The sequence below is a fragment of the Pseudomonas sp. JV414 genome (genome assembly GCF_032424305.1).
In the GTDB taxonomy this organism is placed as follows: domain Bacteria; phylum Pseudomonadota; class Gammaproteobacteria; order Pseudomonadales; family Pseudomonadaceae; genus Aquipseudomonas; species Aquipseudomonas lini.
In genome coordinates this window covers 1,178,230-1,202,461 of record NZ_VYKC01000022.1, presented here as the reverse complement: position 1 = coordinate 1,202,461, position 24,232 = coordinate 1,178,230, and the positions used below count along the sequence as shown (strand labels likewise).

19 protein-coding genes and 1 pseudogene are annotated in these 24,232 nt (G+C 59.2%); 17 read left to right on the top strand and 3 right to left on the bottom strand.

What is annotated here, in order from left to right; all coding sequences use genetic code 11:
- Positions 1-66 precede the first annotated feature (66 nt).
- Entirely contained in the window at positions 67-456 is a 390-nt protein-coding gene (locus F6R97_RS29430) for a fe2+ zn2+ uptake regulation protein (RefSeq protein ID WP_038983483.1), read from the top strand.
- Here F6R97_RS29430 and F6R97_RS29425 read toward each other — a convergent pair.
- Positions 446-634, bottom strand: coding sequence for a hypothetical protein (locus F6R97_RS29425; RefSeq protein ID WP_007901365.1), 189 nt, complete (start codon positions 632-634; stop codon positions 446-448). The two genes, F6R97_RS29430 and F6R97_RS29425, sit on opposite strands and share 11 nt — an antisense overlap.
- Before the next feature lie 157 nt (positions 635-791).
- On the opposite strand from F6R97_RS29425, the gene F6R97_RS29420 reads away from it, so the two are divergent.
- The 6 genes from F6R97_RS29420 (at position 792) to F6R97_RS29395 (ending at position 8,336) form a co-directional block, all read left to right on the top strand.
- Complete coding sequence (locus tag F6R97_RS29420; RefSeq protein ID WP_165557409.1) at positions 792-929, top strand: hypothetical protein; 138 nt, start codon at positions 792-794, stop codon at positions 927-929.
- 307 nt (positions 930-1,236) lie between these two features.
- Entirely contained in the window at positions 1,237-2,478 is a 1,242-nt protein-coding gene (locus tag F6R97_RS29415; protein ID WP_315867556.1) for an MFS transporter, read from the top strand.
- Positions 2,479-2,499: 21 nt separating this feature from the next.
- The gene (locus F6R97_RS29410) at positions 2,500-3,630 is read left to right on the top strand and encodes an acyl-protein synthase (protein WP_048397667.1); all 1,131 of its coding nucleotides are present in this window, start codon (positions 2,500-2,502) and stop codon (positions 3,628-3,630) included.
- 1 nt (position 3,631) lies between these two features.
- Entirely contained in the window at positions 3,632-6,034 is a 2,403-nt protein-coding gene (locus tag F6R97_RS29405) for an aldehyde dehydrogenase family protein (protein ID WP_315867555.1), read from the top strand.
- Positions 6,035-6,099: 65 nt separating this feature from the next.
- Positions 6,100-7,389, top strand: coding sequence for an AMP-binding protein (locus tag F6R97_RS29400; RefSeq protein WP_038983491.1), 1,290 nt, complete (start codon positions 6,100-6,102; stop codon positions 7,387-7,389).
- Positions 7,389-8,336, top strand: a complete 948-nt coding sequence (locus tag F6R97_RS29395) for a GNAT family N-acetyltransferase (RefSeq protein ID WP_038983492.1) — start codon at positions 7,389-7,391, stop codon at positions 8,334-8,336. The genes F6R97_RS29400 and F6R97_RS29395 overlap by 1 nt, the downstream gene beginning before the upstream one ends.
- On the opposite strand, the pseudogene F6R97_RS29390 reads toward F6R97_RS29395, so the two are convergent.
- Both F6R97_RS29390 and F6R97_RS29385 read right to left on the bottom strand, forming a co-directional pair.
- Positions 8,333-8,500: pseudogene (locus F6R97_RS29390) on the bottom strand (LysR family transcriptional regulator); the annotation flags it as partial. The gene F6R97_RS29395 and the pseudogene F6R97_RS29390 sit on opposite strands and share 4 nt — an antisense overlap.
- 19 nt (positions 8,501-8,519) lie before the next feature.
- Positions 8,520-9,050 carry a hypothetical protein gene (locus F6R97_RS29385; RefSeq protein WP_038983494.1) on the bottom strand — a complete coding sequence of 177 codons (531 nt, stop codon included), beginning with the start codon at positions 9,048-9,050 and terminating at the stop codon, positions 8,520-8,522.
- A gap of 463 nt (positions 9,051-9,513) precedes the next feature.
- Between F6R97_RS29385 and F6R97_RS29380 the strand changes: the two genes are divergently transcribed.
- From F6R97_RS29380 to glgX, 10 genes are all read left to right on the top strand, one after another.
- Positions 9,514-9,960 carry a DUF411 domain-containing protein gene (locus tag F6R97_RS29380; protein WP_028940492.1) on the top strand — a complete coding sequence of 149 codons (447 nt, stop codon included), beginning with the start codon at positions 9,514-9,516 and terminating at the stop codon, positions 9,958-9,960.
- Positions 9,960-10,394 carry a YqaA family protein gene (locus F6R97_RS29375; protein WP_038983496.1) on the top strand — a complete coding sequence of 145 codons (435 nt, stop codon included), beginning with the start codon at positions 9,960-9,962 and terminating at the stop codon, positions 10,392-10,394. The genes F6R97_RS29380 and F6R97_RS29375 overlap by 1 nt, the downstream gene beginning before the upstream one ends.
- Positions 10,395-10,543: 149 nt before the next feature.
- The gene (locus F6R97_RS29370) at positions 10,544-11,587 is read left to right on the top strand and encodes an alpha/beta fold hydrolase (RefSeq protein ID WP_038983498.1); all 1,044 of its coding nucleotides are present in this window, start codon (positions 10,544-10,546) and stop codon (positions 11,585-11,587) included.
- 14 nt (positions 11,588-11,601) lie between these two features.
- Positions 11,602-12,549, top strand: a complete 948-nt coding sequence (locus F6R97_RS29365; RefSeq protein ID WP_038983500.1) for a D-2-hydroxyacid dehydrogenase family protein — start codon at positions 11,602-11,604, stop codon at positions 12,547-12,549.
- A gap of 598 nt (positions 12,550-13,147) precedes the next feature.
- Positions 13,148-14,734 carry a glycogen synthase GlgA gene (gene glgA, locus F6R97_RS29360; protein ID WP_050681998.1) on the top strand — a complete coding sequence of 529 codons (1,587 nt, stop codon included), beginning with the start codon at positions 13,148-13,150 and terminating at the stop codon, positions 14,732-14,734.
- A 13-nt stretch (positions 14,735-14,747) separates the two neighbouring features.
- Positions 14,748-16,544: a malto-oligosyltrehalose trehalohydrolase gene (treZ, locus tag F6R97_RS29355; RefSeq protein ID WP_315867554.1), complete on the top strand. Its 1,797-nt coding sequence runs from the start codon at positions 14,748-14,750 to the stop codon at positions 16,542-16,544.
- Positions 16,541-18,619: a 4-alpha-glucanotransferase gene (malQ, locus tag F6R97_RS29350; protein WP_315867553.1), complete on the top strand. Its 2,079-nt coding sequence runs from the start codon at positions 16,541-16,543 to the stop codon at positions 18,617-18,619. Before treZ ends, malQ begins: the two co-directional genes overlap by 4 nt.
- A complete protein-coding gene (locus tag F6R97_RS29345; protein ID WP_038983507.1) occupies positions 18,616-21,411 on the top strand; it encodes a malto-oligosyltrehalose synthase in 2,796 nt (931 codons plus the stop codon). Before malQ ends, F6R97_RS29345 begins: the two co-directional genes overlap by 4 nt.
- Positions 21,412-21,432: 21 nt before the next feature.
- A complete protein-coding gene (locus tag F6R97_RS29340) occupies positions 21,433-21,774 on the top strand; it encodes a DUF2934 domain-containing protein (protein WP_038983509.1) in 342 nt (113 codons plus the stop codon).
- A gap of 127 nt (positions 21,775-21,901) precedes the next feature.
- Positions 21,902-24,061, top strand: coding sequence for a glycogen debranching protein GlgX (glgX, locus tag F6R97_RS29335; RefSeq protein WP_038983511.1), 2,160 nt, complete (start codon positions 21,902-21,904; stop codon positions 24,059-24,061).
- Positions 24,062-24,232: the final 171 nt, after the last annotated feature.

Here is a 24,232-nt window from a genome sequence, read left to right as displayed (position 1 = left end):
TTCGTCTTATTGATTGAGAGCACCCATCACATTTTTCCGGATCAGGCTCTGAAAAGGAGTTTTTGCATGTACAACCCGCAACTGCCAACGGACGGTAGCCATGCGCCAAAGACCAGCACCCTGGGCTCCGGCGTTTTCAATCAACAAGCCGAACGCCACGGCAACGAACGGATCAGGTTGCTACTCAAGAGTTTTGGCCTGCGTACCAGCCTGATTCGCCTGAAAGTCATCGACGCCTTGCTGACCGCCGCCGAAAGCGACCGCAGCCTGGGCGTGCGTGGCGTGCACAGCCACTTGCTGGACCTGGACATTCCCCTGTCCTTTCTCAGTGTCCGTGAAGTGTTGAAACGCTTGAGCGGTGAAGGCGTGATCACCCTCAATCCGGACAAAAGCTACAGCCTGCATCCACAGGCCGCCGCTGTCCTTTACAGCGAGCAATCCGGCCTCAAGGCTTGACCTTGCGACGCATCACGCCATTGATCACCACCACGAGCACCGCCACGCCAATGGCGATGTACTGGAACAGCTGCTCTGTGATGATCCCTGCGTTTTGCAGCCAGGAAAGGCCGAACATAATCCCCAGAACCACCAGGGAAATCAGAATCGAGTATTTCAAACGTTGCGACTGGGTCATTGCGGGTTCCTGAACCAAAAAATGTATCCGGTTTGTATCCGGTTGCATGCCAAGCCCCTACCGTTCTGCGGGAATGAGGGGCTGCAAACGGGGTCTCATGTTACAGCCGATGAAGAGTTTTGACTTCATTGCGGCGATAACCCATGAGGATTCCGAAATGTTCCGTCGAATCACACTGCTGATTCCCCTGCTCGCTCTCCTGACCCTGAGTGGCTGCATCGTTTTCCCCCACGGCGGCTGGCATGGCGACCACCATTATGACCGTGGCGGCCCCGGTTATTATCAACATCGATAATTTAAAATGACTGACATAGACAACAACTATTCAGCCGTTCACTTGTAAGAAAACAATCATTCTCTGCCCCATTTAACAAATGCCCGCTCTCTAGCGGGCATTTTTCGTACATTACTATTCTCATCAGTCTGTCAGCTGAATCCACCGTAATTATCACTTTCCGACTTCATCCCACACCTCGAAATATAGCGAAAACCATTGAAGCTTTAAGTCTCAATCATGCATTTGAGCTGTTCGCTATCGGTGTCTATTCTCGCTACATCACAAATGAACCAGCGCTAAAACTTCGAATAAAACAGGGATATCAATGCTCAAACCGTTAATAAATATCAGCCCCCATCACTTGTTTGGTTTTTGCCTTGCAATCACTCTTTTCGAACTGCTGACTTATATGGGCAGCGACATGATCATGCCCGCCATGTTGACTGTAACTCGTCAACTGGATGCCAGTCCGAGCCACGTTCCTTTTGCCTTCAACCTTTACTTGATTGGCGGCATTCTTCTGCAATGGCTTATCGGTCCGCTGTCTGATCACTTCGGTCGCCGCAGGCTGTTACTCATCGGTTGTGCGGGGTTCGCTCTAGCCTGTGCCGCGGCGTTTTACGTGCAGAGCATCTTTGCCTTCAACAGCTTGCGCCTGATTCAGGGCATGGGATTGGGATTTGTCATCGCCGTCAGTTATCCAGCCCTGCAAGAAGTCTTCTGCGAAGCCGACGCGGTGAAAATCATGGCGTTGCTGGGTAACGTTGCGTTGCTCTCCCCGCTGCTGGGTCCATTGCTCGGTAGCCTGGCGCTGGAATGGCTCTCCTGGCGGGAGCTGTTTTTACTCTTGGGTATCGGCGGCGCGATGGCCTGGCTGGGGCTTTATTGGTTCATGCCGGAAACCGTGGGCACCTTACGCCAGGACGGGCAACAACTGGCCGCGGTGCCCTTTGAATGGGGTGGCACGGTACGCCGTTACGCGGCCTTGCTCGGCAACCCGCCATTCCTGAGCGCCACCATCGCCTTGGGCTTGATGAGTCTGCCGCTGATTGCCTGGATCGGGCTCGCGCCACTCTTGCTGGTCCAGAGCCAAGGCCTTTCTACCCTGCACTATGGCCTGTGGCAGATCCCGGTATTTGCGGCAGTCATTCTCGGTAACCTGATACTCAACAGACTGATTGCCAGCACTGAACTGACCCAACTGATTCGATACGCGCTCTGGCCATTTTGCGGCGGGCTCGTTGCATTGATCGCCATCACCTTCATCGGTGCTTCAACGGTTCTGTTGGTCAGTTGTCTGTCGGTTTATGCCATCGGTCTTGGCATGAGCAATGCCGCACTGTACCGGCTTGCACTGTTTTCCAGCGACGACAGCAAAGGTCTGGTTTCAGCCATGGTTGGCATGATTTCCATCGCCGTCATGGGTGTCGGTGGCTCCATTATCGCTGCGTTGGGTGCCGGTGACAGCCTTGAAGCCTTTGCCCTGATGGCCGGTCTCGCAGGGCTCTTGTGCCTGCTGCCCTTGCGACTGTTTCTGCGGCGCTCCCCCATCGCGCATGCCGCCTGACACCACACAAAAGGTCTTTTGATGATCTATCTACCCTACACCGATGCGCTTTGCGCGTTGACGCAACCCTATTGCCCTGATTCCGTGCCGGAAGGCCTGTTCGACCGGGCCATGGGTGAAATCAGCCTGTTTCATTGTCACCATACGCCTGGATACGAACGCTGGCTTAACGCCAATGATCTTGATGCCAACGCGCTGGAGACACTGGATGACTGGTCCAGGCTGCCGCCGATTTTCGCCAATTACTTCAAGCGTCATTTGGTCTTCAGTCCCACAGGCGAAGGCGCGCTGGAGCTGACTTCATCCGGCACCAGCGGCCAGAAAAGTCGCATGCGTTACGACCAACGCAGCATGGCCGCGGCACAAGGCATGGTGAGCCACATTTTCCGGCACTACGGCTGGGACACTCCGCACAGCCCCTGCAATTACCTGCTCCTGAGCTATGAGCCCGAGGCTGCCATCAGCTTGGGAACTGCTTATACCGATCAGTTTCTTTGCAGCTACGCCCCCGTCAACCGTGTCGCTTACGGCTTGCGCCTTACCGGCAAAGGCCACGAGTTCGACCTTTTTGGTGTGATTCGAGCCTTGCAGGAGTTTGCCGAGGAAGGATTGCCCGTTCGCATCCTGGGTTTTCCCGCGTTCCTTTCTCATGCACTGCAGCACATGGAAGACACCTGCGTGGCCGATTTGCAGTTGCCTGCCCAGTCATTGGTGTTTCTGGGAGGCGGCTGGAAAACCAAGGCAGCACAGGAGATTCCCCTGCATCAATTGTATGCCCGAATCAACCGGCAATTGGGTATCGACCTGTCTCGCTGTCGGGACGGCTACGGCGCCGTAGAGCATGCTGTGCCCTATATCCAGTGTGCCCACCATCATTTTCATGCACCTGTTTACTCGAAGGTTTTCGTGCGCAACCCATCCGATTTCACTGTCCAGCCATACGGCCAGCGCGGCTTGCTGGAATTCGTCTCTCCCTACATTTCGTCGAGCCCTGCCCATGCCGTGGTCATGGGCGATATGGCGACATTGCACCCCGGAGTCAGTTGCGGATGCGGTCTGGCGACCGATTGGTTTGAGCTGCATGGACGCGCCGGTACCAGCGCCAGTCGCAGTTGTGCCATGGCCGCTTCAGAACTGCTCAGGGGCGCTTGATATGTACCTGATCAATGGCCAGTTGCGTGACGACGTCACCCCTGAAAGCGCACTCGACCTCCTTCAAAAACAATTGCCCCGGCTGCTGGCTGCGCCAATCGATAGCGACACCGTCATCGAGTCCGCCACTCGCTTTGCCACGCAGTTGCAAGCTCGTAGCCTGGATCTGTCCCTCGACGATGAGCAATATCAGGGGCTTATCGATTTCTGCCAGCGCAGCAACCTGAGTGCCAAGCTTGAGCGGGAACTGGGTCTGCAACCGCGTTCGATGCGACGGATCGACTACCGGCAGCCTAGCTTCGAAAGTTGGCACCCGTTGGGGCTAGTCGTGCATATAACCCCCGGCAATGCGCCAATGCTGGCGTTCTGCGCGGTCCTTGAAAGCCTGCTGGCCGGTAACATCAACTGGCTTCGCCCCAGCTCCAGCGATCAGGGTTTGACCGCGAAGCTGCTCGCCGCCCTTGTCAGCTGCGACACCAGCGGCAGACTGGCCGAATTCGTAGCGGTTGTGCCAGTCAGCACCTCTCGCATCGCCCAACTCTGTGCCTGGGCCGATGGGGTATCCGCCTGGGGCGGCGAAACGGCGCTCAAAGCAATACGTGAGCAGATACCGGCCGGCTGTCGCTGGATTGATTGGGGACACAAGATCAGCTTCGCCTATCTGTCACCTGAAGCGGCGAACTCTTCGGCGCTCGATGCGCTGGCAGATGAAATCTGTCGACTGGATCAACAGGCGTGCTCCAGCCCTCAATGGGTGTTGGTGGACAGCGACGATCCGGCTGTTGTGCAGGAGCTGGGGGATCGACTGGCCGAAGCCCTCAACCGTCGTGCCCCACAATGGCCGGGGTTAGTGCCGACGGACCAGGAAGCGTCGGAAATCACTACCCGCACCGCCATGGCGCAGCTGGATCAATGTTTCAAGAACCAGACCGGCCAGGTGTGGACCGGCCCCGGATGGCGTGTTATCTGGGAGCACAATCAGACACTCGCGCCGTCGCCGCTGTTTCGTACGATTTTGCTAAAGCCGGTGCCGCGGCACCTGATCACCGAGACGCTTTTGCCTTGGCGGACCGTCCTGCAAAGCTGCGCACTGATTTGTCCACCGGCAGAGACACCCGAGTTTGTTCGAACACTGGTCAATGCCGGCGTCACCCGCATTGCCCCTTGTCGATTGATTCATGATGGCTACGCCGGCGAGCCCCACGATGGCGTCTACGCACTGTCGCGTCTGAGTCGCCGCCTCTCGGTGAGTCTGCACCCGGATGTATCGGCGGGCCGTGCAACGCTCGACCCGGTTCCGTCCGCCCCCGACACAACCCATGACCCGATCATGGACAAAGACACCTTCACGACCCAGCCGATCGGTCCCGAAGCACAGTTGTATTTCCGCTCCGGCGGTAGCAGTGGGACCCCGTCCCTGGCCGGTTTCAGCTATCGCGACTTCCAACGACAGATGCGCGCCGCGGCTGATGGCATGTTCGCTGCCGGGCTCGATCCGTCGCAGGACCGGGTGATGAACCTGTTCTATGGTGGCAACTTGTACGGTGGTTTTTTCAGCTTTTCGAACATTCTTGAACAGATGGGCGTTGCGCATTTGCCCATGGGGGCTCCCCAGGACGACGACTTCAGTGAAATCGCCCGACTGATTGTGGAGCAACGTGTCACCGTGCTGATCGGCATGCCCAGTACGCTACATCGCCTGTTTATCAAAGAGCAGGCCCGACTTCGCGCCTATGCCGGTATCGGCAAAGTGTTGCTTGGCGGCGAGCATCCGGGAGAGGCCAGTCGACGTCTGATGGAAAGCTGTGGGGTGTCGACGATTCGCTCCGCCCTCTATGGCTCCGTGGATGCAGGCCCACTGGGTCATGCCTGCCGGGCTACGGCAGATGGCGTGTTTCACTTGATGTGCGAAACCCAGCATCTGGAAATCGTTCGGCTCGAACAGGATGTGCCAGTGGAGACCAATGAGATCGGCCGTCTGCTGTTTACCTCCCGCGCCCGACAAGGTCAGCGCGTGCACCGATATGACATCGGTGATACCGGCCGCTGGATACCCGGGGCCTGTCCTTGCGGACTGGAAACGCCACGATTCGAACTGCTACAGCGGCACGGCAAGCTGGTGCGGATTGGCACGGAATTCATTTCCCCTTCGGAGCTGGAACACAGCGTGGGTGCCCCCATTCAAATTGTTCTGGACCACACCGCCGACGGGATCGAACGAATGCAGGTTCGAGTGGATGCGGATGCCGTCTGGGTACGCGAAAAACTGCTGACACATGAAGCCTTGGCAAATGCATTGGGTGCCGCTTTTTTAATTGTGGAAGTGACGGCGTGCGCCGAACAGGCATTTACCCGAAACAGACACAGCGGAAAAACACCATTAATTATCGATCAAAGAAAATAAATCAAAACGACTTCAACGAGGTTGTTTTCCAATCAAGACGCCTGATATAAAAAAAAGAGAACTCAGTGAAATCAACTTATTCGCTTGAACAATTAATACCTTATATAAGACAACACTCCAGCTTCTACAGCAGACACCTGGAGCACTTGCCAGCGCAGAGTATTACTTTAAAGGATTTACCGTTAACCAACGTGGCCGACTATTGGACCGGCAGCAACGATTTGAGTCGTTGGCCGGTTCTGACCGGACACGTCGATAATGCGCTGGTGTTTAAAACCGGAGGCTCGACCAGTCAGGGCAAGCTGGCGGTTTACTCCTACATGGAGTGGCAAGCCTTTGTCAGCACTTTCGGAGCCGGCATATCATCTCAACTGAACGACGGCGACCGGGTCGCCAACCTGTTTTTTTCAGGGGATCTCTACGCCAGTTTTCTGTTTATCCACGACTCCCTGGCCCATGTCGGGCGATCCATCTCTGAGTTTCCGTTTACCGGAGACGTCGCGCTGGACGTACTGGCGGATGCCATCGCACGACATCGGATCAACGTTCTGGCGGGAGTGCCCGCACAGTTACTGCAACTCTCCGCCTACCTGGCACAGCATCAGCGTGTGTTGTGTGGGGTCGAGACGCTGCTGTATGGCGGCGAAAGCCTGTTTGCCCCGCAGTTGGCAATCCTCGGCGAGGTGTTCCCCAGCGCCCGTATCGCCTCCATTGGCTATGCCAGCGTAGACGCCGGGCTCATAGGCGCCAGCGATCGCGGCTGTGCATTGGGCGAACATCGAGTATTCGAACCGCAAACCTTGCTGGAAATCGTCGATGAAGACACCGGTGAAGTGATTGAAGAATGCGACCGCACCGGGCTGTTGGTACTGACCAACCTGACACGCCGGCTCATGCCGCTGCTGCGTTACCCGGTAGGCGACCGTGCTTGCTGGCGTGAACCGGCTGCAACCCCGATGCGTAAATTCGCCCTCAAGGGGCGCAGCGCCCACAGTCAACGAATACGAGTGGGTGTGCTGTCGCTGTTTACCGAAGAAATACACGAGATCGTTCAGCGTGCAGCACGCAGCGAGCAATGGCAATTGCTGATCGAACAGGTCGGCCACAAGGATCTGTTGAGCCTGATGTGGGTGCCCGAACCTCAGTTACAAACCGTCGAGCCGGCACGCCGCGCATTGCGTGAAGCGCTGCTTGCCCACTACCCCGCCATCGACGACCTGAGCCGCGAGGGTCTGCTGGAGTTGCGGGTGCTGGCCTGCGCAACCACAGACCTGAAGCTTCACCCTCGTTCAGGCAAACAACTGCGGGTGCTGGATTTGCGCGTGTATGACGTTCCCCCGCTGGAGCCTGTGTGATGACCCGGTTGATTGTTCGGCCCTTCCGGCCTTCCGACGCCCATGGCGTAAGCCGGTTGTTTCGAGAAGTCTACGGCAGTCATTACGTCCAGCCGGATGTCTATCTGCCGAACATGATCAGTCAGCACAACACCGAGGGTCGCTGGCAATCAATGCTGGCAGTGGACGACGCACGCGTTCTCGGGCATGCCGCGTTGTGTCGCGATATCCCGTCGAGTACCGCGGAACTGGCCCTCAGCGTGGTACATCCCGCCGCGCAGGGGCAGAGTATCGCGACCCGTCTGGGCCAGCAATTACTGATGCAATCAGACTCTTTGGGGCTCAAGAGCGCCTCGATCAAGCAAGTGACCCACCATCCGTTTACTCAACGCATGGCAGAAAGAATTGGCTTTTACAGTACTGGATTGCTCCCCGACTACGTCCCTTCGCCATTCGCTGAATCACTTCCGGAAACCATCGTGATGGGCTATCACATGATCGGCGGATACGACCGCCCGCTCCCCGATATCCCTTGGCCCGCAAGCTGCCGGGCGTTTTTGCAACACCTGTGCTCGGTGTTTGGAACCCACCGGGACAAAGCGTCACAGCCCGCGATCCCCTTACAAATCAAGCAACATCAGCATCGGTTCGACATTGTCATTCAACGCTTGAACAAACACTTGCTTGAGCAACTCTGGCAACTGCCCAGGCATTGGCTGATCTCGGCCAGACTCGAACTGTCCTGGCACTTCGCCCGGAACTTGCGCAGCCTTTCGGCTCTGGGCTTCACCTTCACCGGCCTGATGCCCATGCCAAGTGACAATGGCTGGTTCGCACTGTTTCATCGGGGCGTCCAGTCTCGATCCCTCAACCTGCACTGCGCGCACATGCAACAGTTGCATAACGACTTGCAGCAAAACGCCAACGCCCTATTGGTAACCGCTCAGCCGCGTGAGTCTTTTTTTTAAAAACCATTGGCCGACTGCGCACAGAGTTCCACCATCCAGTCGACGAACACCCGCACCCGTCGGGACAACTGGCGATGAGGTGGATAGAGCACCGTCAGCGGCATACCCGGCGGCGGTACGCCCCTCAAGACCTCGATCAAACGGCCCTCCTCGATAGTTCGAGCGGGCCAGCGCTGCCAGACATCACGCCTTGGCGTTAACGCCCTTGTCATTAGGTACCGTCGTGCCGTTGCCCTTGCCGTAAGCCTGCAAGTTCTGCAGTACGTAGATCGCCGTCTTGTATTCCGGGATCAGGCCAATGGCGTACTTGTCACCCTTGATGCTGTTGTTCTGAATGGTGTCCAGTTGCGTGGCGAAATACTCCAGCGCATTGAATTTCGCATCCGGGTCTTTCTGTACGCCAAACCGGTCAAACTTGTCACCGGCATTAAGCAAGGTCATCGAAGTAATATCGGAAATCAGTCCTTTACCTCTCAAAAAGGCACTGAGATTGCCCAGCTGCTTGGCGGACACATTTTCCGGATCGAAGCCCTTGATGTTCCTGTGCAGTTTCTGTTCATCCATTTTCGCCGTATTCAGCGCATTGGGATTATTCCCCACCAGTGCCAGCATCTGCTTGACCCTGGCGCTGTGGGTGACAGGCTTGCCGCCGCCAGTATCCTTGACCAGTAAACCTGCCTTGCTCGTCCAGGCACCTGTATAGCCGATCGTCATGACCGGGCTCCCGACTGTGTGGCGGGATGCCGATCATCCAAAACACACAGACGTCCTTGTGAGGCGACCATAAAAGTTCCTTGTTTAACCGAGTTAAGTGCGGGCGAGTATCGATGTGCGCTCTAACGTCACCAACAAATATTTCCATTTTTTACAATTCTTATACATTTACGATACAAACCAAGAAGCGCCTTGTTTCATTGGTCTACATAAACTTTTCGGTATTGGCGCAGGTAACTAATCAAGCCTTTATGTACGCCTTAGTTAGTTTGTTAGTATCAATGGTGCCGGGCAAACCAACTTGCTGGCGCTCAAGGTTCGTTGATCTCAACAGGCTGTGCATTGCCCCCTGTGGTGAGGGGGTTTACCCAACGCTGTATTACTTCGAAACAATCCCCTGTCTCTTTGTTGGGTAAACTGGTCAAAATGCATCTTTTTGGCCACAACCCGAGACGAGATCCCCATGCGAATCCACCTGCGTCTGGCCGCCCTGAGCGCCCTCTTCATTTCTTCCCTGGCCCAGGCTGCTGATCTGATCCCCATCGAAGTTCACCGCGATGCCAACTGCGGCTGCTGCAAAAAATGGGTCAGCCACCTGGAAGCCAACGGTTTCAAAGTTGAAGACCACGTCGAAGCCGACATGAGCCAATTCAAGCAACAACACGGTGTGCCACCTCGCCTCGCGTCGTGTCACACCGCCCTTATCAACGGCAAGTTCGTCGAAGGCCACGTGCCGGCCGATCAAGTACTGGCCTTGAGCAAGCGTGACGATCTGTTGGGGGTTGCCGCCCCTGGCATGCCCATGGGCTCGCCTGGCATGGAAATGGACGGCATGAGCGATGCCTACCAAGTGATCGGCCTGAAAAAGGACGGCACTGACGTGGTGGTGGCGGACTACCCTGCCCATTGATGTTCGGCGCATACATCGGGCTGTTTCTCTCGGCGTTCGGTGCCGCGACGCTGCTGCCACTGCAATCCGAAGCGGTGCTGGTGGGGTTGTTGCTCAGCGGCCAGTATTGGCTTTGGTCGTTGCTGGCAGTCGCAACGCTGGGCAACGTGCTGGGGTCGCTGTTGAACTGGTGGCTGGGGCGCGGCATCGAGCGGTTTCACGACCGGCGCTGGTTTCCGGTCAGCCCTCGCCATCTCGAGCAAGCCCAAAAGCACTATCAGCGTTACGGTCATTGGTCGTTGTTACTCAGTTGGGTGCCCATCATCGGCGATCCACTGACGCTGGTGGCCGGCGTCATGCGCGAGCCGCTGGGGCGTTTCCTGATGATCGTGACGCTCGCCAAGGGCGCCCGCTACGGTGTGTTGGCCCTTGCTACGCTAGGGTGGATGGGTTGAACGATCATGCGCGGCCAGTGCCTATGTTTTGTGGCGAGGGGACTTGCCCCCGTTGGGCTGCGAAGCGGCCCCAAGATCGGACACTACGGTCTTAATGTCACCCTAATCATGCCGATCCAGCATCGGCAGATTTCCTGTGGAGCTCACCCATGTCGCGCATTTTCTCCCGCTGGTTACCGGGCCTGCTGCTGACGGCGGCACTACCGGTTCTCGCCCAAGCCCAAGACCAGACCCAGGCCGAAACGCCGGAATACGGCCCGGAACTTCAGGGCTTCGAGTATCCCTACACGGTCAAGCACTTCGCCTTTGAGTCCCAGGGCAAATCCTTGCAAATGGGTTACATGGACATTGCCGCCCAAGGCAAGGTTAACGGCCGCAGCGTGGTGCTGATGCACGGCAAAAATTTTTGCGGCGCCACTTGGGACAGCTCGATCAAGGCGCTGAGCGAGGCCGGTTACCGGGTCATCGCCCCGGACCAGATCGGCTTCTGCACCTCAAGCAAACCGGACCACTATCAATACAGTTTCCAGCAACTGGCGACCAACACCCAGCAACTGCTCAAGGCCTTGGGTATCCAGAAAGCCACCCTGCTCGGCCACTCCACCGGCGGCATGCTCGCCACGCGCTATGCGCTGCAATACCCCGATCAAGTCGAACAACTGGCACTGGTCAATCCCATTGGCCTGGAAGACTGGAAAGCCCTTGGCGTGCCCTATCTCACGGTTGACCAATGGTATGAGCGCGAGCTGAAAGTCACGGCGCAAGGTATCCACGACTACCAACGCAGCACCTATTACGATGGCCGCTGGAAACCGGAATTTGACCGTTGGGTGAACATGTACGCAGGCATGGCCAAGGGACCGGGCAAAACAGCGGTGGCTTGGAATTCGGCGCTGATTTACGACATGATCTTCACCCAACCGGTGTACTACGAGTTCAAGGACCTGAAAGTGCCGACCCTGCTGCTGATCGGCACCTCCGACACCACGGCCATCAACAAGAACATCGCACCACCCGAGGTCAAGGCGAAAATCGGTCATTACGACGTACTCGGCAAGCAAGTGGCCAAACTGATTCCCCGGTCGACGCTGATCGAATTTCCCGGGATGGGCCACGCGCCGCAGATGGAGGAACCGGCAAAATTCCATCAGGCGTTGCTCGGCTGGCTGAACCAAACCAATACCGTTCCTTGATGAGGTAAAGGCTAATGCAGATTGCGGTGATCGATGACTGGCAGGACGTGGCTCGCGACGTGGTGGGCTGGTCGGTGCTGGACAGCATCGGCCAAGTGAGTTTTATCCATGACTACCCTGCCGACAACGAAACCCTGGCCGAGCGGCTCGGCGCATTCGAGGTGATCTGCGTGATGCGTGAGCGCACCCGATTCGACGAAGACCTGCTGCGCCGCTTGCCCGCACTCAAACTGCTGGTCACCGGCGGCATGCGCAACGCCGCCCTGGACCTGAAAGCCGCCGCCGCGCTGGGCATTCAGGTCTGCGGCACCGACAGCTACAAACACGCCGCCCCCGAACTGACCTGGGCACTGATCATGGCCGCGACCCGCAACCTGGTGACCGAAGCCAATGCCTTGCGCGCAGGCCAATGGCAACAAGGGCTGGGCGGCGACCTGCAGGGCAAGACGTTGGCGATCCTCGGTCTGGGCAGCATCGGTCAACGGGTAGCCCGATTCGGTCAGGTGTTCGGCATGCGGGTGATTGCCTGGAGCGAAAACCTGACCGCCGAACGGGCCGCCGAGGTCGACGTCACCTATGTCAGCAAGCAGGAACTGTTCGAGCAGGCCGATGTGCTGTCGGTCCATCTGGTGCTCAGCGAGCGCAGCCGGGGAATCGTGGATGCCCAGGCACTGGACTGGATGAAACCCACGGCATGGCTGATCAACACCGCCCGCGGGCCGATTGTCGATGAGTCTGCGTTGATCAAGGCACTTCAGAAAAAACGCCTGGCGGGCGCTGCGCTGGACGTATTCGAGCACGAGCCGTTGCCCCGTCATCATCCCTTCCGAACGCTGGACAACGTGCTGGCCACGCCTCATGTCGGGTATGTCAGCCGACAGAATTACCAACTGTTCTTTTCGCAGATGATCGAGGACATACAGGCCTGGGCGGCTGGGAAGCCGGTTCGGCTGTTAGGCTGAAACCGAGTTATCGTTCATCGCGGGCAAGCCTCGCTCCCACAGGTTTGGCGTCGTGCCCAATACCGGCGTCCGACACAAAACCTGTGGGAGCGTGGCTTGCCCGCGAAGAGGCCCTCAACCTCACCACATCTCCCAGGGATCCAGCGCACCACAATGGCGCATCCCATACCCTATCACGCCCGATTATCGTGACTTCCTGGTCCCGATTTGACCCACGCAAAAAAACAAACCTGCACTTCGTCGGTGCGCCTCCCCGCAAAACCCCATGCCTGTACCCTCATTTGACCGATTGTCGAACAATTCCACCCTATAGCCGCCCCCGCTCTAAGTTCTGGCCTAGACTGATTTTCGCGGAGTAAAACCGGCTGGTCATTCGGTGAAAATAATCGAAACTTTTGGTACTGGCCTCGTGTCAGGTTAAAGGTAGGGCCACAGCGACTGGTGCATTCCTTGCAACAGCCACTTCACCCATTCTGCTTCAGCGCATGGGCAGCACTTGCTCACCGATGCGTAGCGCGTTTGCGCCCGGCCACAGGATTTGGCCACGAACACCGTTTGTGCCAGACCTAGAATTAGATCAACAACACGGGAGATTCATATGATCAGTGCGGCTTTAGATGTCCAGGGAGAACGTGCTCATCAGCAGGTCGGGGAAACGAGCACCGTCGGTGTCCTCAGTGCCAAATCGGTCAAAGCGCCAGTCCCCAAAACGCTGGCACCGATAGCCAGCCAGAATCCCAACAAGAAGAGAGTCCTGTTCGTCACCTCGGAGATTGCCGACCTGGTAAAGACCGGAGGTCTTGGCGACGTTTCCGCCGCACTGCCACGGGCCATGGCGCATCTGCACGATGTCCGTGTGCTGATCCCCGGTTATCCGCAAGTGATGAACAGCGAAAACCCGATTCATATCATCGGTGAACTGGGCGGGCACGCAGCGTTGCCGCCCTGCAAGATCGGACGCATGGACATGCCCGACGGCCTGGTCATTTACGTGTTGATCTGCCCTGAATTGTACGAGCGCGAGGGTTCGCCCTACGGCGCCAACAACGGCCGTGACTGGCCGGACAACCATATTCGTTTCGCCCGACTCGGCCTCGCAGCAGCCGATATCGCCGCCAACCTCGCCCAAATTCACTGGTGCCCGGACCTGGTGCATGCCCATGACTGGCCCGCTGGCCTGGCACCGGCCTATATGCACTGGCGTGGCCAACGCACCCCGACCCTGTTCACCATCCACAACCTGGCGTACCAGGGCGTCACCAGCCTCGGCTCGTGCCCGGAACTCGGTATCCCCATGCATGCCTTGCAACAGGAAGGCATGGAGTTTTACGGCAAGATGTCGTTCCTCAAGGCCGGCATGGCCTACTCGAGCCACATCACCACCGTCAGCGCGACCTACGCCCAGGAAATCACCACGCCAGCCTTTGGCTGCGGTCTCGACGGTTTTCTCGCCGCCAAGACCCAGCAAGGTCTGCTCAGTGGAATTCCCAATGGCATCGATGAGAGCTGGGATGCAGCCACCGATCCGCATCTGTTCCACCCGTTCGGCATCGGCGATTGGGACGGTAAAGCCGTCAATGCCGAGCACGTTCGCAGGCTGTTTGACCTCGAAGATTCTGAGGGTCCGCTGTTCGCCGTGGTCTCGCGACTGGTCTACCAGAAAGGCCTGGACCTGACCGAAGCGGTGGCCGAATACATTGTCGACAACGGTGGGCAGATCGCGATCATCGGCCGTGGCGAGCCAGAAGAAGAACAAGCCATGCGTGAACTGGCATTGCGCTTCCCCGGGCAAATCGGCGTGCACATCGGCTTCAATGAAACCGACGCTCGCCGGATGTTCGCCGGCAGTGATTTCCTGCTGATGCCTTCGCGTTACGAACCCTGCGGCCTGAGCCAGATGTACGCCCAGCGCTTCGGCTCATTGCCGGTGGCGCGCAATACCGGCGGCCTGGCGGACACCATTGAAAACGGCATGACCGGTTTCCTCTTCGATGAATCCACCGTAGAGAGTTATCGCGAAGCCCTGAGCCGCGCATTCAAAGTGTTCGCCTTCCCCGGTCTGCTCAACGCCATGCGTTGCCGGGCCATGACTGCGCCTTTCAACTGGTGCAAGGCAGTCGAACCCTACGCCGAACTCTACGAACAACTGGTAGCTAAAGCGCTGGGAAAATCGGGCAAACAGTAAGAGGCTTTCAACGATGCCGTTACGGACCCTTGAGACCTGGCCCCACGGCGCGATCATGCTGGACGCAGAACACACGCGTTTTGCCTTGTGGGCGCCAGATGCGTTTTTCGTCAGTCTCGAACTGGAAGATGGACAATCCTTGCCGCTGTTGCCTCAGGCCGATGGCTGGTTTGTGATCAAGACCCGCTGCCCCGCAGGTACCCGCTACCGCTACAACATCGATGGCGAGCTTACGGTGCCGGACCCGGCCTCCCGCGCCCAGGCGGGCGATATCGACAGCCACAGCGTGGTGGTCGATCCCCTCGCCTATCGGTGGCAACACCGCGCCTGGCAGGGTCGACCGTGGAATGAGGCGGTGATCTACGAACTGCACGTCGGGGCACTCGGCGGTTTCAGCCAGGTTGAGCAGCATCTGGAACACCTGGTCGAGCTGGGTATTACCGCTATCGAACTGATGCCGCTGGCGCAGTTCCCCGGCGAGCGTAACTGGGGCTATGACGGGGTTTTGCTTTACGCGCCTCAAGCCTCCTACGGCTCGCCCGAACAACTCAAACACCTGATCGACACGGCCCACGGCCATGGTTTGGCGGTGATTCTTGATGTGGTCTACAACCACTTCGGCCCGGATGGCAATTACCTGCATCGCTACGCCAAAGGCTTTTTCCGCGAAGACAAACACACCCCGTGGGGCGCGGCGATCGACTTCCGGCGGCGCGAGGTACGCGACTTCTTTATCGACAACGCGCTGATGTGGTTACTGGAGTACCGCTTCGACGGCCTGCGCCTGGATGCGGTGCATGCCATCGAAGACCCGGACTTTCTTCAGGAATTGGCGCAACGGGTTCGCCGGCAAACCGATCCGGCACGGCACGTGTGGCTCATGGCGGAAAACGAGCACAACCAGGCCAGCCTGCTGGAGCAAGGTTTCGACGCGCAGTGGAACGACGATGGCCATAACGCCCTGCACGTTCTGCTCACGGGTGAAACCGATGCCTATTACGCCGATTATGCCGAGCAACCCACCGAACAGCTCGCCCGTTGCCTGAGCCAGGGCTTCGTGTTTCAAGGCCATATCACCCGTCACGGTACGGCGCGCGGTGAGCCGAGCGGTCACTTGCCGCCCACGGCCTTCGTGCTTTTTCTGCAGAACCACGACCAGATTGGCAACCGCGCCTTTGGCGAGCGCCTGCATCAACTGGCTCATCCTGACGCCCTTTCCGCCGCCACCGCGTTGCTGCTGTTGTCGCCGATGATCCCGCTGATGTTTATGGGCGACGAATTCGCCGCCGAGCAACCGTTTCTGTTTTTCACCAGCCACCACGGTGAACTGGCGGAGTTGGTGCGCGAAGGACGACGCAATGAATTCGCGGCGTTCAGCGCCTTTGCCGACCCGCACACACGCGAGCAGATTCCCGACCCGAACGCGACGCAAACCTTCGAAGCTTCGCGGCCGACACTGACCACCAGCCGCCAATCGCCGATTTACCACCTGTATCGGCAACTGTTGCAGATCCGCCATCAACACATCATCCCGCACCTGCCCGGCGCGCAGGCGCTGGGCGCGCAGGTACTGGCCGAGGGCGCGGTGACCGCGCGCTGGCGGTTGGGCGATGGCAGTCAGTTGCGCATTGACCTGAACCTCAGCGACGCGCCCGTGGTCCACACCCCACAGGCCGACGCGACATTGCTGTTCGAACACCCGCCACAATCGGCCGGTCTGTTGGATCAGGGCACCCTTGCCCCGTATTGCGCGCTAGTCAGCCTCACGGCCGCAGCCCCTTTGCTACCCCCGGATGGAGAGCGCCCATGAGCAATACGCAATTGGAAATACTGGCCACCCGAGCAGGCCTGGCCGTCGACTGGATCGACGCCAATGGCCGTCCACAGAAAGTGACCCCGGCGGTGTTGCGCTCGGTGCTCAGCGGACTTGGCCATCCCGCCAATACCGCCCAGGAAATCGACGCCAGCCTGCTGCAATTGCAGGAGGTGCAACAAACCCGGCACCTGCCGCCGTTGCTGACCTGCGACGTGGGCGTCGGCCTTGACCTGTCTCACTACTTCGAACCGCAAACCCCGTGTGAGATCCATCTCGAAGACGGCTCACGGATTAACCTGAAGCTCGATGACAATGCTGTATTGCCCGGGCTGGTGCCGGTGGGTTATCAGCACGTCAGCATCGACGATCAGTCCTTCACCCTGGCGGTGGCACCCCAGCACTGCTACAGCGTCGGCGACGCCGTAGACAGTGAAAACCCGCGCGCCTGGGGCCTGAGCGTGCAGTTGTACTCGTTGCGCCGCCCCGGCGATGGCGGTTTCGGCGATACCCAGGCCCTCGAAGATCTGGCCCGGGTGGCCGGCGAACGAGGCGCCGAAGCGTTGGCGATCAGCCCGCTGCATGCGATGTTCAGCGGCGACACCCAGCGTTACAGCCCTTACTCGCCGTCCAGTCGCTTGTTCCTCAATAGCCTGTACGCAGCGCCCGGTGCGATTCTCGGTGAACGTGCCCTGCGCATCGCGATCGATGCCACCGGCCTTGCCACTGAGCTCAAGCACCTCGAAGCACTGCCGCTGATCGACTGGCCCACCGCCGCCGAAGCCAAGCACCGCTTGCTTGAAGCCTTGTACGAAGGATTCACCCACGGCGAACACCCCTTGCACCCAGACTTCAGCAGTTTCCGCCATGCCGGTGGCGAAGCGCTGGAAAATCATTGCCGCTTCGAAGCGATCCAGGAAGCCCGTGCGCGGCGTGGTGAAAGCCTCGACTGGCGCGAGTGGCCCGAACAATGGCGTGACCCGCGCAGCACCGCTCTGGCGCATTTTGCCGAAGAAAACTCGACCCGCATCGGCTACTACGCGTTCTGCCAATGGCTGATTGCGCGCAGCCTGGAACGCGCCCAAGCCGCCGCCCGCGGTGCAGGCATGGGCATCGGCCTGATCGCCGACCTGGCCGTTGGTGCTGACGGCGGCGGCAGCCAGGCATGGAGCCGTCAGGACGAATTGCTCGCCTCACTGACCGTGGGTGCGCCACCGGACATCCTCAACCGTTCCGGCCAGGGCTGGGGCATTTCCGCGTTCTCCCCCGAAGGTCTGGTGCGCAACGGCTTTCGTGCGTTCATCGAAATGCTGCGGGCCAACTTCGCCCATGCCGGCGGCCTGCGTATCGATCACGTCATGGGCCTGCAACGACTGTGGGTGATCCCCAACGACGCGCCGCCCAGCGACGGTGCCTACCTTTATTATCCGGTGGACGATCTGTTGCGTTTACTGACCCTCGAATCCCATCGACATCAGGCCATCGTCCTCGGCGAAGACCTCGGCACCGTGCCCGAGGGTTTGCGCGAGAAACTCATCGCGCGCTCGATTCTTGGCATGCGGGTGCTGCTGTTCGAACAGGACAATACTCACTTCAAGCCGATTCTCGACTGGCCGGACAACGCCCTGGCAACCACCAGCACCCATGACCTGCCGACGCTCAATGGCTGGTGGCATGGCCGCGATATCGATTGGAGCGCGCGCTTGAATCTGGTCGACGCCCCGGGTGAAATCGAATGGCGCCAACACCGTGAACGCGAGCGCGAAGGCTTGCGCCGGGTGCTGAGCGAGGATCCGCAGAATTTCCGCGAAGAGTCCCACGAAACCGATCAGGTGCTCGACGCCGCGATCCGCTTCCTCGGCCATACCCGTGCGCCGCTGGTATTGCTGCCGATGGAAGATGCCTTGGGTATCGAACAGCAGGCCAACCTGCCCGGCACCACCGATACCCATCCCAACTGGTCCCGCAGGCTACCCGGCGCCAGCGAAGCCCTGCTCGATGATCCGGACGCCGCCCGGCGCCTGGAACTGCTCGCCTGTGCGCGACTTCAGGCGGCCGAGCGTGACCAATGAATCAACCGTTCATCCAACCGCTGCGGGCGACTCTGCGGCTGCAATTTCATAAAGGTTTCACTCTGGATCAGGCGGTGCCGCTGGTGCCGTACTTCGCCAGTCTGGGCATCAGTCACGTCTATGCCTCGCCGCTGCTCGCCGCACGCGCGGGGTCCATGCATGGCTACGACGTGGTGGACCCGACCACCGTCAACCCTGAACTGGGCGGCGAAGCTGCATTGCGCCGTTTGGTCGGTGCATTGCGCGAACAGAACATGGGGTTGATCCTCGACATCGTCTCCAACCACATGGCCGTCGGCGGTGGCGATAATCCCTGGTGGCTCGACTTGCTGGAATGGGGGCGATTGAGCCCTTACGGCGAGTTCTTCGACATTCAATGGCACTCGCCCGACCCGTTGATGGAGGGCCAATTGCTGCTGCCTTTTTTGGGCAGTGATTACGGCATCGCCTTGCAGGACGGCACCCTGCCCTTGCGTTTCGATGCCCGGCGCGGCAGCTTTTATGTCGAGCACTACGAACATCACTTCCCGATTTGCCCGTCGGACTACGGCGAGCTGCTCAAGGCCGATGATCAATTGAATGCCGAGCAGGTCGAGCAGCTCAAATCCATGGCAGACCGCTTCAGTACCTTGAGCTACCAGACCGACGCGCACAGCCTGGCAATTCCGCTAAAAACCGAGCTGCATGAACTCGCCAGCGATCCGGCCATTCTTCACGCCATCCAACACACCCTCGGCACCTACGACTCGCTCACCCCCGAGGGTTTCCAGCGCCTGCATAACCTGCTCGAGCGCCAGAGTTATCGCCTGGCCAGTTGGCGCACCGCGGCGGACGACATCAATTGGCGGCGCTTTTTCGATATCAATGAACTGGGCGGCCTGCGCGTCGAACGCCCGGCAGTGTTCGAGGCGACCCATGCAAAAATCTTCGAGCTGGTGGCCGAAGGTCTTGTCGACGGGCTGCGCATCGATCACATCGATGGCCTCGCCGACCCGCGTGGTTACTGCCGCAAATTGCGCCGCCGAGTCGATCGCCTGGCACCGCAGCGGCACCTGCCAATCTACGTCGAGAAGATCCTCGGCGAAGGCGAAACCCTGCACCGCGACTGGTCTGTCGATGGCAGCACCGGTTACGAATTCATGAACCAGTTGTCGTTGCTGCAACACGACCCCGAAGGCGCCCAGACCTTGGGTGAACTCTGGAGCCGGCACAGCGAACGGCCCGCCGATTTCCGTCAGGAAGCACAACTGGCGCGCCAGCAGATTCTCAACGGCTCCCTCGCCGGGGATTTCGAAAGTGTCGCCCACGCCCTGTTGCAAGTGGCCCGGGACGATCTGATGACCCGGGACCTGACCCTCGGTGCAATCCGTCGGGCCTTGCAGGAACTGATCGTGCACTTCCCGGTATATCGCACTTACATCAGCCCGCTGGGCCGCGCCGCTCAGGACGAGGTGTTTTTCCAGCAAGCCATGGACGGTGCCCGGCAAACCCTCGGCGAGGCCGACTGGCCCGTGCTCGATTGCCTGGCCGGCTGGCTCGGCGGCCAACCCTGGCGCAAACACCCGGTGGGCCGCCCACGCAAACTGCTCAAGCATGCGTGCGTGCGCTTCCAGCAACTGACCTCACCGGCGGCGGCCAAAGCGGTGGAAGACACCGCGCTTTATCGCTCGGCGGTGCTGCTGTCGCGCAACGATGTCGGCTACAACACCGAGCAGTTCGGCGCTCCGGTGGCTGACTTCCATGCAGCCTGTGTCAATCGTCTCACCGAGTTCCCCGACAACCTGCTGGCCACCGCGACCCACGACCACAAACGCGGCGAAGACACTCGCGCGCGGTTGGCGGTGTTGAGCGAGCGTAGCGCCTGGTACGCCGAACAGGTCGAACACTGGCGAACCCTGGCCGATGAATTGCGCATTGAACCGGGCGCGCCCACAGCGGGCGACGAGCTGATTCTCTATCAAGCGATCCTCGGCAGTTGGCCGCTGGAGCTGCGCAGCGATGATCAGGTGGCGCTCGAGAACTACGCCCAGCGCCTCTGGCAGTGGCAACGCAAAGCCCTGCGCGAAGCCAAGTTGCAAAGCAGCTGGAGCGCGCCGAACGAGGGGTATGAACAGGCGACCCATGGGTTTCTTGAACGCCTGCTGCTCAGCCCCGAAGGCCAGCCACTGCGCACGGCCCTCGGTGCGGCGGCGCAGAGCATTGCCGCACCGGGCGCGTTGAATGGCTTGGCGCAAACCTTGCTGCGAATGACCGTGCCGGGGGTGCCGGATCTTTATCAGGGCAACGAGTTCTGGGACTTCACGCTGGTCGATCCGGACAACCGCCGGCCGGTGGATTACGCCAGCCGTCAGCAGGCCATGGACCTACGGTTGGACCTGCCCGATCTGTTGGCGAACTGGCGTGACGGGCGCATCAAGCAAACCCTGATCGCCCAGGCGTTAAACCTACGTGCCGAGCATGCCGGGCTGTTTCAAAAAGGCACTTATCAAGCCCTGGAAATCCTCGGCAGCCAGGCTCACCGGGTACTGGCGTTTACTCGTGAATGGCAGGGGAAACGGGCTATCGTGATAGTACCGATATGCTGTGCCGAACTGCTGGAAAACAGTGCCGAACCACAGATTGACGCGCCGCTGTGGGGCGATACACGGGTCAAATTGCCGTTCGCCGTCCCTGAAGAAAATATGAAGGGATTTTTTGCGAGCGTCGCAGTCACAAAACACAGGGAGCTGATGGTCAGCGCCGCGCTGGGGGATTTCCCGGTCAATCTCTTTATCCAAACTACCCAAGCTTGAGTTCAGTTCAGGAGCATTGCGATGAGTACCGACGATAAACGCATCCGCGAATTTGCCTATCAGATCTGGGAGTCCGAAGGGAAACCCGTGGGCCAGGAAAAACGCCATTGGGAGATGGCCTGCAAACTGGCCGACGCTGAAGCCCAAGCCAAAGCGCTGGCACCCGGCAAGTCATCGAAAGCTGGCAGCAAAAGCCTCGGCGCCAAGTCCGCGGTCGGCAAGCCCGACGGCAAGCTCAATGCCAAAGGCGTCGAACCCAAAACCAGGGCCAAAGCCAAACCCTCAGCTTCGACAGTGACCCCGCTTGGCGAAAAAAACGTCGAGAAAAAGCCACGCGCTGCGCGCAAACCGCCAACGACCTGACGCGTTTATCGCCTTGCCTCGCTTGATTTGTGGCGTGCTTCTCGCCACCGAGGGTGCGCTCGCCCTCGAAAAAACCAGAGCCACGGTTCATCGCAGTCGAGTACCGTCACCCCATGCAGGAGCAACTATGAGCAGTCCAAAGAAAACCGCGCCCGAACCTCGTGCCGAGGCCTCGCGAATCCGTGAAGGCTTGCCCTTCCCGCTAGGCGCGACCTGGGATGGCCTGGGGGTCAATTTCGCGCTGTTTTCGGCTAACGCGACCAAGGTCGAACTGTGCATCTTCGACGATTCCGGCGAGGTGGAACTGGAGCGTATCGAGTTACCGGAATACACCGACGAGATCTACCACGGCTACTTGCCCGACGCCCATCCGGGGTTGATCTACGGCTATCGCGTGTACGGTCCTTATGACCCGGCCAACGGTCATCGCTTCAACCCCAACAAGCTGCTGATCGATCCCTACGCCAAGCAATTGGTCGGCCGATTGAAGTGGTCCGAAGCGTTGTTCGGCTACACCATCGGCCACCCCGACGCCGACCTCAGTTTCGATGAACGGGACAGCGCGCCCTTCGTGCCCAAATGCAAAGTGATCGACCCGGCTCACACCTGGGGTCATGACCATCGTGTCAGCGTGCCGTGGGATAAAACGATCATTTATGAAACACACGTACGCGGTATCAGCATGCGTCACCCCTCCGTCCCCGAGAACCTGCGTGGCACCTTCGCCGGGTTGATGGTCGATGACGTGCTCGAACACATCCGCAAGCTCGGTGTGTCGACCGTGGAATTGCTGCCGATTCATGCCTTCGTCAATGACCAGCATCTGCTGCACAAAGGCATGACCAATTACTGGGGTTACAACAGCATCGCGTTCTTTGCCCCGGACCCACGCTACCTGGCCAGCGGCAAGATCGCCGAGTTCAAGGAGATGGTCGCGCACCTGCACGAGGCCAATCTGGAAGTGATCCTCGACGTGGTCTACAACCACACCGCCGAGGGCAACGAACAAGGCCCGACCCTGTCGATGCGCGGTATCGACAACGCCTCCTACTACCGCTTGATGCCCGACGACAAGCGCTACTACATCAACGATTCCGGGACCGGTAACACTCTGGACCTGAGTCACCCATGCGTGCTGCAAATGGTCACCGACTCCCTGCGTTACTGGGCCACGGAAATGCATGTGGACGGTTTCCGTTTTGACCTGGCGACCATCCTCGGCCGTTACCACGACGGTTTCGACGAGCGTCACAGCTTTCTCGTGGCCTGCCGTCAGGACCCGGTGCTGCGTCAGGTGAAGATGATTGCAGAAGCCTGGGATTGCGGCCCCGGCGGTTATCAGGTCGGGAACTTTCCGCCGGGTTGGGTTGAGTGGAATGACAAATTCCGCGACACCGTGCGCGCGTTCTGGAAAGGCGACGACGGCCAACTGGCGGACTTCGCCAGTCGCATGACCGCCTCCGGCGAGATGTTCAATCAGCGTGGCCGGCGGCCGTATGCCTCGGTGAACTTCGTCACCGCCCACGACGGTTTCACGATGAACGACCTGGTGTCGTACAACGACAAACACAACGAAGCCAACGACGAGAACAATCAGGACGGCAGCAACAACAACCTGTCCTGGAACCACGGTGTCGAAGGCCCCACCGACGATCCCGAGATCAATGAGCTGCGCCAGCGGCAAATGCGCAACTTCTTCGCCACCTTGCTGCTGTCCCAGGGCACGCCGATGCTGGTGGCCGGCGATGAGTTCGCCCGCACCCAGGAAGGCAACAACAATGCTTACTGTCAGGACAGCGAGATCGGTTGGGTCAACTGGGACCTGAGCGAAGACGGCAAGGCGCTGCTCAAGTTCGTCAAACGCCTGATCAAGTTGCGCCTGGCCTATCCGATCCTGCGTCGCGGGCGCTTCCTGGTGGGCAATTACAACGAAGACATCGGCGTCAAGGACGTGACCTGGCTGGCCCCGGACGGCAGCGAAATGTCCACCGAACAATGGGAGGAAGGCCATGGTCGTTGCCTGGGCATGCTGCTCGATGGCCGCGCCCAGGAAACCGGTATTCGCCGCAAGGGCGCCGACGCGACCCTGCTGCTGGTGGTCAACGCCCACCATGACATCGTCAATTTCCTCCTGCCGGAAGTGCCTGACGGCGGTTTCTGGACGTGCATGATCGATACCAATCAACCCTCGATTCGTGGCCAGGAACGCTTCGAGTTCGGTCACGAATATTCAGTCACCGGCCGTTCGCTGCTGCTGTTCGAACTGCAGCGTGAGGAAGACGAGTGACCTTCAGGGGCCATGCCAATCAACGGAACCTGTGGGAGCAGGCTTGTGTGGACTATTTGCGACACCTGACACAACTCGGATTAAAAAAGCCGTATCAGACCAAAGGCTGAGGCGACGAATAGCGTTCCATGAGCAATACTCTGCCCGCGGCAATCCAGGGTTCGGAGCGCT